This window comes from Enterobacter cloacae complex sp. 342H5, from assembly GCF_050030905.1.
In the GTDB taxonomy this organism is placed as follows: Bacteria; Pseudomonadota; Gammaproteobacteria; order Enterobacterales; family Enterobacteriaceae; genus Enterobacter; species Enterobacter intestinihominis.
The window spans coordinates 3,552,034-3,566,164 of the sequence record NZ_JBLGVB010000001.1; the positions used below are offsets into that span (position 1 = coordinate 3,552,034).

At 54.9% G+C, this 14,131-nt stretch carries 13 protein-coding genes and 1 tRNA gene; 7 read left to right on the forward strand and 7 right to left on the reverse strand.

Annotation, left to right across the window (positions count from 1 at the left end; all coding sequences use genetic code 11):
- Nucleotides 1-460 precede the first annotated feature (460 nt).
- The 3 genes from ACQG03_RS16945 to xni all read left to right on the forward strand — a co-directional run bounded on the left by ACQG03_RS16945 (nt 461) and on the right by xni (nt 4,048).
- Nucleotides 461-1,750, forward strand: a complete 1,290-nt coding sequence (locus tag ACQG03_RS16945) for an HAAAP family serine/threonine permease (protein ID WP_022649218.1) — start codon at nt 461-463, stop codon at nt 1,748-1,750.
- Nucleotides 1,751-1,812: 62 nt separating this feature from the next.
- Complete coding sequence (locus ACQG03_RS16950) at nt 1,813-3,180, forward strand: L-serine ammonia-lyase (RefSeq protein ID WP_022649219.1); 1,368 nt, start codon at nt 1,813-1,815, stop codon at nt 3,178-3,180.
- A gap of 112 nt (nt 3,181-3,292) precedes the next feature.
- Complete coding sequence (gene xni / locus ACQG03_RS16955) at nt 3,293-4,048, forward strand: flap endonuclease Xni (protein ID WP_063163542.1); 756 nt, start codon at nt 3,293-3,295, stop codon at nt 4,046-4,048.
- 57 nt (nt 4,049-4,105) lie between these two features.
- Here the strand turns inward: xni and rlmM are convergent, their stop codons facing one another.
- From rlmM to ACQG03_RS16975, 4 genes are all read right to left on the reverse strand, one after another.
- The gene (gene rlmM / locus ACQG03_RS16960) at nt 4,106-5,206 is read right to left on the reverse strand and encodes a 23S rRNA (cytidine(2498)-2'-O)-methyltransferase RlmM (RefSeq protein ID WP_022649221.1); all 1,101 of its coding nucleotides are present in this window, start codon (nt 5,204-5,206) and stop codon (nt 4,106-4,108) included.
- Nucleotides 5,199-5,594: a DUF423 domain-containing protein gene (locus ACQG03_RS16965; RefSeq protein WP_003862756.1), complete on the reverse strand. Its 396-nt coding sequence runs from the start codon at nt 5,592-5,594 to the stop codon at nt 5,199-5,201. The genes rlmM and ACQG03_RS16965 overlap by 8 nt, the downstream gene beginning before the upstream one ends.
- Before the next feature lie 39 nt (nt 5,595-5,633).
- Nucleotides 5,634-6,551, reverse strand: a complete 918-nt coding sequence (gene gcvA / locus ACQG03_RS16970; protein WP_022649222.1) for a glycine cleavage system transcriptional regulator GcvA — start codon at nt 6,549-6,551, stop codon at nt 5,634-5,636.
- A 350-nt stretch (nt 6,552-6,901) separates the two neighbouring features.
- Nucleotides 6,902-7,129 carry a YgdI/YgdR family lipoprotein gene (locus ACQG03_RS16975; protein WP_015571738.1) on the reverse strand — a complete coding sequence of 76 codons (228 nt, stop codon included), beginning with the start codon at nt 7,127-7,129 and terminating at the stop codon, nt 6,902-6,904.
- 192 nt (nt 7,130-7,321) lie between these two features.
- Between ACQG03_RS16975 and csdA the strand changes: the two genes are divergently transcribed.
- Together csdA and csdE are read left to right on the forward strand one after the other, a co-directional pair.
- Nucleotides 7,322-8,527 carry a cysteine desulfurase CsdA gene (gene csdA, locus ACQG03_RS16980; protein ID WP_063163543.1) on the forward strand — a complete coding sequence of 402 codons (1,206 nt, stop codon included), beginning with the start codon at nt 7,322-7,324 and terminating at the stop codon, nt 8,525-8,527.
- Nucleotides 8,527-8,973 (forward strand): cysteine desulfurase sulfur acceptor subunit CsdE, encoded by a 447-nt coding sequence (gene csdE / locus ACQG03_RS16985; RefSeq protein ID WP_023298505.1) that lies wholly within the window; start codon nt 8,527-8,529, stop codon nt 8,971-8,973. The genes csdA and csdE overlap by 1 nt, the downstream gene beginning before the upstream one ends.
- On the opposite strand, the gene tcdA is transcribed toward csdE, so the two are convergent.
- A complete protein-coding gene (tcdA, locus tag ACQG03_RS16990; protein WP_006811804.1) occupies nt 8,964-9,770 on the reverse strand; it encodes a tRNA cyclic N6-threonylcarbamoyladenosine(37) synthase TcdA in 807 nt (268 codons plus the stop codon). The two genes, csdE and tcdA, sit on opposite strands and share 10 nt — an antisense overlap.
- 75 nt (nt 9,771-9,845) lie before the next feature.
- The gene (gene mltA, locus ACQG03_RS16995; RefSeq protein WP_022649225.1) at nt 9,846-10,943 is read right to left on the reverse strand and encodes a murein transglycosylase A; all 1,098 of its coding nucleotides are present in this window, start codon (nt 10,941-10,943) and stop codon (nt 9,846-9,848) included.
- Nucleotides 10,944-11,151: 208 nt separating this feature from the next.
- Here mltA and ACQG03_RS17000 point away from each other — a divergent pair.
- A tRNA-Met gene (locus tag ACQG03_RS17000) sits at nt 11,152-11,228 on the forward strand.
- A gap of 89 nt (nt 11,229-11,317) precedes the next feature.
- Here the strand turns inward: ACQG03_RS17000 and amiC are convergent.
- Nucleotides 11,318-12,571, reverse strand: coding sequence for an N-acetylmuramoyl-L-alanine amidase AmiC (amiC, locus tag ACQG03_RS17005; protein WP_022649226.1), 1,254 nt, complete (start codon nt 12,569-12,571; stop codon nt 11,318-11,320).
- 227 nt (nt 12,572-12,798) lie between these two features.
- Here amiC and argA point away from each other — a divergent pair, with 227 nt between their 5' ends.
- The gene (gene argA / locus ACQG03_RS17010) at nt 12,799-14,130 is read left to right on the forward strand and encodes an amino-acid N-acetyltransferase (protein WP_022649227.1); all 1,332 of its coding nucleotides are present in this window, start codon (nt 12,799-12,801) and stop codon (nt 14,128-14,130) included.
- Nucleotide 14,131 lies beyond the last annotated feature (1 nt).

A 14,131-nucleotide genomic window follows, 5' to 3' on the forward strand; every position in this document is an offset into this window, starting at 1 on the left:
TTATTAGTGATGTAATTCATAGCGATCTTCAATGTTATTAACAAATCTGGCGCCTGCGCAAACGATTACCTCGTTTTTGAAACCGTAAATAATCAGCCTTAATCGAAATTACCTGCCAGAAAATCCTAAAATCCTATTTCTTTACAGCGAAAGACACCTATCTCGCGGGTCAGCCTTTTCGAAAACATGTCGTTAATGGTAGCCTTCGCGCCCGTAAATCCTCTTTGATGTTTTTTTAACAGATAAATGGTCTAAATATGCCCACATCATAAGTGGATTATTGCATTTGGGATCGCGATCACTGATAGATTCATAACGAGAATGTATCTTTCCGCCCGCCAATAGTTACGGGCAAAAATTATTAAAAAACCGTCACTGAACGAATTTCATATTACCGTCAGGCACTTTTTCATCGGATTTGACTAAAAACCTGACAATTTGCTTCCTCCAGGAGATACAGATGGAAACCACTCAAACCAGCACCGTTGCTTCGATTGAATCCCGAAGCGGTTGGCGCAAAACGGATACCATGTGGATGCTTGGCCTGTACGGCACGGCAATCGGCGCTGGTGTACTGTTCCTTCCTATCAACGCAGGTGTCGGCGGTCTGATCCCGCTGATCATCATGGCCATCATCGCCTTTCCGATGACCTTCTTTGCACACCGCGGCCTGACCCGCTTCGTGCTGTCCGGTAAAAACCCGGGCGAAGACATTACTGAAGTCGTTGAAGAACACTTCGGCGTCGGCGCAGGTAAGCTGATTACCCTGCTCTACTTCTTCGCGATTTACCCGATTCTGCTGGTGTATAGCGTTGCTATCACCAACACCGTTGAAAGCTTCATGATGCACCAGCTGCAGATGACCCCGCCGCCGCGTGCGATCCTGTCCCTGATCCTGATCGTCGGTATGATGACCATCGTGCGCTTTGGCGAGCAGATGATTGTCAAAGCGATGAGCGTGCTGGTATTCCCGTTTGTTGCAGCCCTGATGGTGCTGGCGCTGTACCTGATCCCACAGTGGAACGGCGCTGCGCTGGAAACTCTGTCTCTGAGCAGCGCATCCGCAACCGGTAACGGCCTGCTACTGACCCTGTGGCTGGCGATCCCGGTAATGGTGTTCTCCTTCAACCACTCGCCAATCATCTCCTCCTTCGCGGTGGCGAAGCGTGAAGAGTACGGCAATGGTGCAGAGAAGAAGTGCTCCAGCATCCTGGCTCGCGCACACATCATGATGGTACTGACAGTTATGTTCTTCGTGTTCAGCTGCGTGCTGAGCCTTTCCCCGGCGGATCTGGCGGCAGCGAAAGAGCAGAACATCTCTATTCTGTCCTACCTGGCAAACCACTTTAACGCACCGCTGATTGCGTGGATGGCACCGATCATCGCGATTATCGCCATCACCAAATCCTTCCTGGGCCACTACCTGGGCGCACGTGAAGGCTTCAACGGTATGGTGATTAAATCTCTGCGCGGTAAAGGCAAGAGCATTGAAATCAACCGTCTGAACAAAATCACCGCGCTGTTCATGCTGGTGACCACCTGGGCGGTAGCCACCCTGAACCCAAGCATTCTGGGCATGATTGAAACCCTGGGCGGCCCGATTATCGCGATGATTCTGTTCCTGATGCCGATGTACGCGATTCAGAAAGTGCCAGCGATGCGTAAATACAGCGGCCATATCAGCAACGTGTTCGTTGTTGTGATGGGTCTGATTGCCATCTCCGCTATTTTCTACTCGCTGTTCAGCTAATACCTCCTGCGCCGTCTTCGGATGGCGCACTCCTCCCCTCTGACTGAAGCAATGGACGCATCATGATTAGCGTATTCGATATCTTCAAAATCGGTATTGGTCCTTCCAGCTCTCACACCGTCGGACCAATGAAAGCCGGTAAACAATTCACGGATGACTTGATTGCACGCGGCATTTTGCACGACATCACCCGCGTGGTTGTCGATGTATACGGTTCCCTTTCCCTGACCGGTAAAGGCCACCATACCGATATTGCCATTATCATGGGGCTGGCGGGTAACCTGCCGGATACCGTTGATATTGACTCCATTCCTGGCTTTATCCAGGACGTGAACACCCACGGTCGTTTGCTGCTGGCCAACGGCGAGCATGAGGTTGAATTCCCGGTTGACCACTGCATGAATTTCCATGCGGATAACCTGTCGCTGCACGAAAACGGCATGCGCATTACCGCGCTGGTCGGCGATAAAGCGGTTTACAGCCAGACGTATTACTCCATCGGCGGCGGGTTTATCGTCGACGAAGACCATTTTGGTCAAACCAACGGCTCCGCCGTTGAGGTGCCGTACCCGTACAAAAACGCGGCCGATTTACAGCGTCACTGCCAGGAGACAGGCCTTTCTCTCTCCGGCCTGATGATGAAAAACGAGCTGGCCCTGCACAGCAAAGAGGAGCTGGAACAGCACTTCGCAAACGTCTGGGAAGTGATGCGCAGCGGCATTGAGCGCGGGATCACCACCGAAGGCGTGCTGCCGGGGAAACTGCGTGTTCCACGTCGTGCGGCTGCGCTGCGTCGCATGCTGGTCAGCACCGACAAAACCACCACCGACCCGATGGCCGTTGTCGACTGGATCAACATGTTCGCGCTGGCGGTGAACGAAGAGAACGCCGCGGGTGGCCGCGTCGTCACCGCGCCAACCAACGGGGCGTGCGGCATTGTTCCGGCGGTCCTGGCGTATTACGACAAGTTTATCCGTGAAGTGAATGCAAACTCACTCGCGCGGTATATGCTGGTCGCCAGTGCGATTGGCTCACTGTACAAGATGAACGCCTCGATTTCCGGCGCGGAAGTGGGCTGTCAGGGTGAAGTGGGCGTAGCCTGCTCTATGGCGGCGGCGGGTCTGGCCGAATTGCTGGGCGCAAGTCCTGCGCAGGTTTGTATTGCGGCGGAAATCGGCATGGAACATAACCTGGGGCTGACCTGCGATCCGGTCGGCGGTCAGGTCCAGGTGCCATGCATCGAGCGTAACGCCATCGCCTCTGTGAAAGCGGTGAACGCGGCCCGTATGGCGCTGCGCCGCACCAGTGAACCGCGCGTGTGTCTCGACAAGGTTATCGAAACCATGTACGAAACCGGTAAAGATATGAACGCCAAATACCGCGAAACCTCCCGCGGTGGCCTGGCGATGAAGATCGTTACCTGCGATTAAGCCTCTCAGGAAGCCTCGTTTTGCGAGGCTTCTTCCTGTTTTCCCCACCATTCATAGTTTCATGCTGCGCTCAGTGTTACCCTTCCCCCATTAGACAGAAGGGAGATTATCTGTGGCCGTTCATTTGCTTATCGTCGATGCACTTAACCTGATTCGCCGTATTCACGCGGTACAGGGCACCCCCTGCGAGGACACCTGTTTACACGCGCTGGAGCAGCTCATTCGCCATAGCGAACCCACCCACGCTGTTGCCGTATTCGACGATGAAGCACGCAATACCGGCTGGCGGCACCAGCGCCTGCCGGACTACAAAGCCGGACGTGCGCCGATGCCGGACGATCTGCACGCCGAAATGCCCGTTATACGCGCGGCCTTTGAACAGCGCGGCGTTCCGTGCTGGGGCGCACACGGTAATGAGGCTGACGATTTAGCCGCAACGCTGGCGGTTAAAGTCGCGAGCGCCGGGCATCAGGCGACTATCGTTTCAACCGACAAAGGCTACTGCCAGCTGCTCTCTCCTACGATCCGCATCCGGGACTACTTTCAAAAACGCTGGCTGGACGCACCATTTATTGCCAGCGAGTTTGGCGTATCGCCTGAGCAATTGCCAGATTACTGGGGGCTGGCGGGGATCAGCAGCTCCAGAGTGCCGGGTGTCGCCGGTATTGGACCCAAAAGTGCCGCACAGCTGCTGACGGAGTTTCAGAATCTGGAAGGGATTTACGCAAGGCTTGAGGAAGTGCCGGAAAAATGGCGCAAGAAGCTGGAGGCGAATAAAGAGATGGCGTTTATCTGCCGGGAAATCGCAACGCTACAGACGGATTTACAGCTGGACGGGAATTTACAGCAGTTAAGGTTAGAACGTTAAAACAACTACACGATTTTGTAGGCCCGGTAAGCGCAGCGCCACCGGGCGTTACAAACGTTATCGCTCGTCGCGACGCCCACCCACGGCCGCCCACCAGCGACGGATATGCACCGTCACTTCTTCACGGTCGTGATACAGCTGACGCGCCTGGATTTCCGCGTTAATCCCGTGTTCGTCCAGTTGCTGCTGAATATAAGCCAGGTTCTGCGACACCTCTTCGTAACGCTTTTTCATCGGCAGCTTGAGGTTGAAAATCGTCTCACGACACCAGCCGTTCACCAGCCAGGAGGCCATCAGCGCCGCGACTTTCGCCGGTTTTTCTACCATGTCGCACACCATCCAGGAGATGTTGTTACGGGTAGGACGGTAGCGGAAACCATCTTCACGCAGCCAGGTGACCTGCCCGGTGTCCATCAGGCTTTGCGCCATCGGGCCGTTATCCACAGACGAAACCCACATGTTGCGTTTCACCAGCTGATAGGTCCAGCCGCCCGGGCACGCGCCAAGATCGACGGCATACATGCCGTTTGCCAGACGTTCGTCCCACTCGTCCGCCGGGATAAAGACGTGGAACGCCTCTTCCAGCTTCAGGGTTGAACGGCTCGGCGCGTCTGACGGGAAGCGCAGACGCGGGATCCCCATAAAGAACGGCGAGTTATTGGTGGTATACGAGTAGCCGGTGTAGCAACATCCTGGCGCAATAAAGAAGATATGCACGACTGGACGCTTTGGCGTTTCGTAGTTTGTCAGCACTCCCGCATCACGCAGTGCCGCGCGGAGCGGCACGGTAAACTTACGGCAGAACTTCATCAGCTCTTTGCTTTCATTGGTGTCAGCCACTTCCACGCGCAAATCGCCGCCCTTCTCCACCACGCCCTGCAACAGGCCAACAATCGGCGTGATGCGATCCTCCGGCGGAAGATCTTTCAGCAGTTCGCCCGCGACAAACATCTGACGGGCGAAAATCAGCGAGCTGAACGGCAGTTCGCGCGCCAGCTTGTCGGCATCATCAGGCTGATAGCATTCAAATACCACATAACCCGCGTTCTCTTTGACGCGAGCGAATCCGAAGACTTCACGCTTCGCCGCTTTATCGGTGATTTCCGCGGCGCACTCTTTCTCAAACCCCGGGCGACAATATAAAACAACCTTATTCATGAACAACGCCCTTGCGTTTCAGACGGATAGCTCCGATAAACATTAACACCCAACCCGCCAGGAAGCTGACGCCGCCGACAGGTGTAACAAACGCCCACAGGCGTAAATGCGACAGCGCCAGACAGTAGAGACTGCCGCTGAACAGTACGGTACCCAGCGCCAGAAAGACGCTGCTCCAGTAAAACCAAATGCTGATACGGCGCTGCATCGCCACCGCCAGCCCAAAAATTGCCAGCGTGTGGAACGCCTGATATTCAAGGCCGGTCTGGATCCAGCCCATCTCCACAACGCCCAAAGACTTGCTTAAGACATGCGCGCCAAACGCGCCCAGAGCTACAAAAATAAAGCCACTCACCGCGGCGAAAATCAGCATGAATCGGCTGGTCATGTTTAAGTCCTGAATTAATGCGTGCCCGGCACACAAACGTTATTGTTCATACCTGAAGCGGAATTTTTCTTGCTCGCTTGCCGCTTTCGCCAGTATCCACTGCCGGAAAGCGGCTATTTTACCCAGTTCTGCCTGACTGTCATGACAAACCAGATAAAATGCATTCTTGCTAACCAGTACATCGTTAAATGGGCAAACCAGACGGCCTGCCTCAATTTCGGACTGCGCCATGACGTTATTCGCTAATGCCACGCCCTGCCCGTGAATGGCAGCCTGTAACACCATCGCGCTGTGGCTAAAAATGGGCCCCTGCTGCACGTTTATATGATTAAGACCTAACTGGCGGGTATAAGTTTGCCAGTCGCGACGCGACGCATCGTGCAAAAGCGTGTGTTGCGCCAGATCGGCGGGCGTTTTGAGCGCTTTCTCCCCCGTCAGCAGCAGCGGTGAACAGACCGGCAGCAGATATTCTGCGTATAATTTTTCAACACGCAAGCCCGGCCAGTTACCACGACCGTAAAAAATCGCGACATCCACATCGTCTGCAAGCTTGTCTTCCTGACGGTCCACCGCCTGGATTCGGACATCGATTCCCGGATAAGTTGAGTTAAAGCTTGAGAGTCGCGGCACCAGCCACTGAATGGCAAAACTGGGCAATAAACTCACAGTCAGGGCGCCTTTTGCGCTCCGTGCCTGAAGCTTACGGGTGGCTTCCGTCAGCTGGGAGAAAATCTCTTTAATATCCTGAAAATAGCTCTGCCCTTCTTCGGTCAACAGCAACGAACGGTTGCGGCGACGGAACAGCTTAAGCCCCAGAAAATCCTCCAGAGACTTGATTTGATGACTTACTGCGGCCTGTGTCACAAAAAGCTCATCGGCTGCGCGGGTGAAGCTGAGGTGGCGTGCTGCTGCATCAAAAACACGTAATGCATTTAGGGGTGGCAATCGCTTGGACATGGTTATCTGGCTTAGATGTTAACGAGATTTAACATATAGGAAACAACGTTTAACCTATTAGTTTTTTTTATCTGAGCCATTATAATTTGTCCGTTGAGGAACTACCAGCAAATACCTATAGTGGCGGCACTTCCTGAGCCGGAACGAAAAGCTTTTTTTGGAATGCGTGTTCTGAAGGGCTTTTGGCTTACGGTTGTGATGTTGTGTTGTTGTGTTTGCAATTGGTCTGCGATTCAGACCACGGTAGCAACGCTACCAATTTTTCACTTCCTGTACATTTACCCTGTCTGTCCATAGTGATTAATGTAGCACCGCCAACTTGCGGTGCTTTTTTTTCGCTTATCTAACTGTTAATGCTCGATTTCCTTCATCTCTTTCACGTCACTGCGATTGATCTGCTGTTTGTTCCCGTTAGCATCTTTGTATGAAATCATCCCGGTATCATTATCGGTTGTCGGTTTCCCTTCAGAGACGATAGATCGACCATCGTTGGTATGCATTACGTAGTTATTACCAGAACATGCGCTCAGGGCAAAGGTCAACGCACAGGCAGAAATGATTGCAGCTGTCTTTTTCATGATTATTCTCCTTTAGCAATTAATGCTATTCAAACCTCGATTTATAACAGGCTAAAACATCCGCCTAACACTATTTAGCATAACCTGCTTTTTCAGACTCGCCAGGATAAGCAGACAAATCTGATAGATATCAACTTCCTTGCCCTGCCGATGAATTTGCGCGACGATCGTAGAATCGATATGAGGAATTCCATGAACGCTTTCAGTCCTGCGCAGTTTCGCGCACAGTTTCCTGCGCTGGCCGATGCCGGCATTTATCTTGATAGCGCCGCCACGGCCCTTAAGCCGCAAGCGGTGATTGAGGCAACCCGCCAGTTTTACAGCCTGAGCGCCGGGAACGTGCACCGCAGCCAGTATGCCGACGCGCAGCGCTTAACGGCGCAATACGAAGCCGCACGGGATCAGGTCGCGCGCCTGATCAATGCTGACAGCGGTAAGAACATCGTCTGGACGCGGGGCACTACCGAGGCCATTAACATGGTGGCGCAATGTTACGCGCGTCCGCTGTTGCAGCCCGGGGATGAGATCATCGTCAGCGAGGCGGAACACCACGCCAACCTGGTGCCCTGGCTGATGGTGGCCGAACAAACCGGGGCACGGGTTGTAAAACTCCCGTTGGGTACAGACTTCCTGCCTGACGTGGCGCGTCTGCCTGAGCTGATTACGCCGCGCAGCCGTATTCTGGCGCTGGGGCAGATGTCCAACGTCACCGGCGGCTGTCCGGATCTGGCGCGCGCCATTGAGATTGCCCATGCCAGCGGCGTGGTGGTAATGGTCGACGGTGCGCAGGGTGTGGTGCATTTTCCGGCTAACGTTCAGGCGCTGGATATCGACTTCTATGCCTTCTCAGGGCATAAATTGTACGGGCCAACCGGTATCGGCGCGCTGTACGGCAAACCTGAACTGCTGGCCCGGATGACGCCGTGGCTCGGCGGCGGCAAGATGATTACCGAAGTCACCTTCGACGGTTTCAAAACGCAGGATGTGCCTTACCGCCTGGAAGCCGGTACGCCGAACGTGGCAGGGGTTATCGGTCTGAGCGCAGCGCTCGAATTTCTCGCAGATACGGACATGGCTCAGGCTGAAAGCTGGAGCCGGGGCCTGGCGACGCTGGCAGAAGAAGAGCTTAAGAAACGCCCCGGGTTTCGCTCGTTCCGCGTCCAGGACTCCAGCCTGCTCGCCTTTGATTTTGCGGGCGTACACCATAGCGACATGGTGACGCTGCTTGCCGGATACGGCATTGCCCTGCGCGCAGGACAGCACTGCGCCCAGCCGCTGCTGGCGGCCATGGGGGTGAGCGGTACCCTGCGCGCCTCGTTTGCACCGTACAACACAAAAAGTGACGTCGACGCGCTGGTTTCCGCCGTCGACCGCGCCCTGGAATTACTGGTGGATTAATGACAAGTTCAGCCTTAGCCGGGCATCCGTTCGGCACCGTTATCACTGAAGAGACGTTAAAACAGACCTTCGTCCCGCTCACGCAGTGGGAAGATAAATATCGTCAGTTGATCCTGCTGGGCAAACAGTTGCCCACGCTGTCAGACGAACTGAAATCGCAGGCGAAGGAGATAGCTGGCTGCGAGAACCGCGTCTGGCTTGGGTTTAGCATATCCGGTGAGAAACTGCATTTCTTCGGCGACAGCGAGGGACGTATTGTTCGCGGTCTGCTGGCGGTGCTGTTGACCGCAATCGAAGGGAAAAGCGCCGCAGAGCTGCTGGTGCATTCTCCGCTGGCGCTGTTTGATGAGCTGGGACTTCGCACGCAGCTTAGCGCCTCGCGCGGTCAGGGACTGATTGCGCTAAACGACGCGGTGCTGGATGCCGCCCGTCAGGCTCAGGCCTGACGTTCCGCCTTCGCCATCATCTTCTTCAGGGCGTGAGAGACCGCCACAAAGCCGAAGGAGGCGGTCACCATGGTGGCCGCTCCAAACCCTGAGGCACAATCCATCCGCTTTGGCCCTTCCGCCGTGCTTTTCATTGCACAGACCGAACCATCCGCCTGCGGATAAACCAGCGCTTCTGTCGAGAACACACAGTCCACGCCCAGCTTGCCTTTACTGTTCTTCACCACGTTGAAGTCGCTTTTTAAGCGCTCGCGCAGCTTAGCGGCCAGTGGATCCTGAATGGTTTTCGCCAGATCTGCCACCTGGATCTGCGTCGGATCAATTTGTCCACCCGCGCCGCCCGTTGTCACCAGCGGCACCTTGTAACGACGACAGTAAGCGATCAGCGCCGCTTTTGGCCGCACGCTGTCGATGGCGTCAATCACATAGCTGTAGCCTTTGCTCATGTACTCCGCGACGTTATCTGCCGTCACAAAGTCGTCAATCACCGTTACGCGGCACTCCGGGTTGATGAGACGAATACGCTCCGCCATCACCTCGGACTTCGCCAGACCGACGTTATCACGCAGGGCGTGGATCTGACGGTTAGTGTTAGTGACGCAGACGTCATCCATATCAATCAACGTAATTGCGCCAATGCCGGTTCTCGCCAGCGCTTCTGCCGCCCACGAACCCACGCCACCAATGCCCACCACGCAGACATGCGCATCCGCGAACAGTTGCAGGGCTTTTTCACCGTATAACCGTGCCGTGCCGCCGAAACGCTGGCGCCAGGCATCGCTGATTACCACAGACATAAAACCTCAGATATAAAAAGGGTGAGATATTCCTCACCCTGAACCGTAATCCGTCTTGCGCTCAGAATACCACACTCAGCCGCTAAATACGTTCCCGGTACCCGGCGCTGTCTTCAGCACCCACACGCGCCCGTAGTGGTTATACCAGCCTGCACGGTGGCCGGCATCCGGGCCGATGCCCTGGTAAATATCGAAGTGCTGACCTTTAATCGCCCCGCCCACGTCCAGCGCCACCATCAGGCGTAATTCATACTTGCCGTTGAATTTGCCGTTGTTGTCGAGGAGAGGGACTTCCGCCAGCAGCGTAGTACCCGCCGGGATAATCGAACGATCCGATGCCACAGAAGCGCGGCCAATCAGCGGGACGGCGCTCGCCCCTTTCACCGGCGCAAAGTTCTGCGGTTTGAAGAAGACAAACGATGGATTCTGCTCAAGCAGCTCACGCACTTCCGCTTCGCTGTGTTTTTCGCCCCACTCGCGGATCGCCTGCATCGACATATCTTCTCGTTTCACTTCACCACGGTCGATGAGCACCTTACCGATGCTGCGATAGGCATGGCCGTTTTTCCCGGCATAGCTAAAGAAGTTCAGCGGCGAGCCGTCGCCAAAATCAATATAGCCGCTGCCCTGCACGTCCATGATGAAGTTATCCATCAGCGAGTTGCTGTAGGCCAGCACGTAATTTTCGCTAAGCGCACCGGCATAGATTTCAGCGCGGGACGGGAGACGACCGCGTTTTGGCGGCATGCGGTAAATCGGATACTGGAATTCGCCCTGACGCGTGTGTCGTGCCTGGACAACCGGGGTGTAGTAGCCGGTAAACTGAACGTTACCGTAGTTATCCGCCCCTTCCATCTGCCACGCGTCAATACCAAACTGGCGCATATTGCGCGTATCACCGCCAGCGCGCAGCCAGTCCTGCACTGCACTATAAACGTTGTTCTGTGAGCCATACAGGCGCGGCGACGCTTTGCGGATCTGGTACACCTGCTCGGAGAAATCCCCGGCATTGATTGGAGCACCCACGGCATCTGGCTGGTTAACTAAAGAGAAAGGCTGGGATAACTTCCCGTCTTTATACTGTTGACCGCGATCGGTCGGTTTGGAAGAGCAGGCCGCAAGAATCGCTACCATTGCGCCTGTCATCAGATACTTCACCCAACGTCCTTTCATTATATCTCGTCTTTTAGTTGCCCAATTCCGCGTGATGAAGATAACAAACCCACCGTGGTAATGAAATGCGATCGCCTTCCCTTTGGCAAATTCTGGACAAAAAATAGTCCAAAGTGGCTATTCCCGTTCATTTTGCATACAAAATAATGAATTATGCGAAAAAGGGGTTGCATCACAAACCTATCCGAGTATAGTGCGCTTCCACGGACGCGGGGTGGAGCAGCCTGGTAGCTCGTCGGGCTCATAACCCGAAGGTCGTCGGTTCAAATCCGGCCCCCGCAACCAACACTTCTTAAAACAATAAACACCCTTAAGGGTGTTTTTTTGTATCTGCCGTTTGTGAAAGTGCCGGGCGAGATACCCGGCGTAATACCCTATCCCCGCCGCGCCAGCGTTTCCCCGTCTGAGAAATAGGCCCGAATACCCGCCAGAATCGACTCCGCCACTTCCTGCTGGAATTTAGCCGTCTTGAGCTTGCGTTCCTCTTGCACGTTACTGATAAACGCGGTTTCGACCAGAATGGACGGAATATCTGGCGCTTTCAGTACTGCAAATCCGGCCTGCTCGACGCTGTTTTTGTGCAGCTTGTTGACCCGGCCCAGTTTGCCCAGCACCGCTTTACCAAACTTCAGACTGTCGGTAATGGTCAGCGACTGCACCATATCAAACAGCGTATGGTCGACGTAACGATCCCCGCTTTTACTCACGCCACCGATTAAATCCGAGGCGTTCTGCGTGTCCGCCAGGTATCTCGCGGCGGTACTGGTCGCCCCTTTCGTTGACAGGGCAAACACCGACGATCCGCTCGGCTGGCGGCTGGTGAAGGCGTCCGCATGAATAGAGACAAACAGATCCGCGCGCTGCTTCTGCGCTTTCGCCACGCGGACCTTCAGCGGGATAAAGACATCTTCGTTGCGCGTCATGTAGGCGCGCATATTGCCCTCTTTGTCGATTAACGCCTTCAGACGACGGGCAATTTGCAGCACCACATCTTTTTCACGGGTGTGATATTTCCCAACGGCGCCGGAATCTTCTCCGCCGTGGCCAGGATCGAGCATGATCACAATCGGACGATCGCGCCCCGCCCTGCCCGGCTTAGGACCACTTTGCGCAGGTGGGACCTGCCGCTGGAGATCGCCTTTGTTGTAATCTTCAAGTAACGCCAGGAGCGGATCCTGAATATCCGTTGCATTCGCCGGATAGAGATCCATTACCAGGCGCTCCTTAAAGGCGGCAACAGGCGCAAGGGCAAAGAGCTGCGGTTTCACGTTCTGCTTGAGCTCAAACACCATGCGCACGGTTTGCGGATCGAACTGCCCGACACGCGCCGATTTGATAAAAGGATCGTCGCCACGGATCTGCGCCGCCATGCCTTTAAGCACGGAGTTGAGATTCACACCTTCGAGATCAACCACCACACGTTCAGGATTGCTGAGGGCAAATTGTTTGTATTTCAGCACGCGGTTGGACTCGACCGTCACGCGCGTATAGGTCGACGACGGCCAGACGCGCACCGCGACTACCTGGCTTGTGGCGGCAAGACCCACCTGGCTGACGCTAAGCAACCACATCGCCCCGGCCCCTTTTAACAGGCGGCGGCGGCTTATTGCTGAATTGGATCCCGACATGCTTCTCCCGAGCAAGAAATCTGATTGATGAACAAAACGCCCAAATTGACCGAAAACTTTAACGAATGACGCATAAACTGTCATCTATAAAAGGGTAAACAATCATACGTTAACGCACGGATTACTTATTATTTTCTGTGTGTCGCAGAAAATTTTGGCTTGCACACGCGGCCACAATCGAATAAAAATACATAAATAACGAATAAACATTCATTAAGGGTTGTGTCATGGTTAAGGAACGCAGAACCGAACTGGTCCAGGGATTCCGCCATTCTGTTCCCTATATCAACACCCATCGGGGGAAAACCTTTGTCATCATGCTTGGCGGCGAAGCCATTGAGCATGAGAACTTTTCCAGTATCGTCAATGATATCGGCCTGCTGCACAGCCTCGGCATCCGTCTGGTGGTGGTGTATGGCGCACGTCCGCAAATCGAAGCCAACCTGGCCGCCCATCACCATGAGCCGATCTACCACAAACATACCCGCGTGACGGATGCGAAAACCCTCGAACTGGTCAAACAGGCGGCGGGTCTGTTGCAGCTCGATATCACCGCCCGCCTGTCGATGAGCCTGAGTAATACGCCGCTGCAGGGCGCGCACATCAACGTGGTGAGCGGCAACTTTATCATCGCTCAGCCGCTCGGCGTGGACGATGGCGTGGATTACTGCCACAGCGGCCGCATCCGGCGCATTGATGAAGAAGCCATTCACCGCCAGTTAGACAATGGCGCGATCGTCCTGATGGGACCCGTTGCCGTTTCCGTAACGGGTGAAAGTTTTAATCTGACCTCAGAAGAGATTGCCACCCAGCTGGCCATCAAGCTGAAAGCGGAAAAAATGATCGGCTTTTGCTCCTCACAGGGTGTCGTGAACGATGAGGGCGTGATTGTGCCAGAACTTTTTCCGAATGAAGCCCAGGCGCGCGTCGAAGCGCTGGAAGCACAAGGCGATTACTATTCCGGTACCGTGCGTTTTCTGCGCGGCGCCGTCAAAGCGTGCCGCAGCGGGGTACGCCGCAGCCACCTGATCAGCTATCAGGAAGACGGCGCGCTGTTGCAGGAACTGTTCTCCCGGGACGGGATCGGTACGCAGATCGTAATGGAGAGCGCCGAGCAGATCCGCCGTGCCACCATCAATGACATCGGCGGCATTCTGGAGCTGATCCGTCCGCTGGAACAACAGGGCATTCTGGTTCGCCGCTCCCGCGAGCAGCTGGAGATGGAGATCGACAAGTTCACCATCATCCAGCGAGATAACCTGACCATTGCCTGTGCGGCGCTTTATCCGTTCCCGGAAGAGCAGATTGGCGAAATGGCGTGCGTTGCCGTGCACCCGGATTACCGTAGCTCCTCGCGGGGGGAACTGCTGCTTGAACGCGTGGCGGCACAGGCGCGCCAGATGGGTCTGAGCAAGCTGTTCGTGCTCACCACGCGCAGCATTCACTGGTTCCAGGAGCGCGGCTTCACGCCGGTGGATATTGATTCTCTGCCGGAAAGTAAGAAAGAGATGTACAACTACCAGCGCCGCTCGAAGGTGTTAATGGCGGACCTGGGATAAC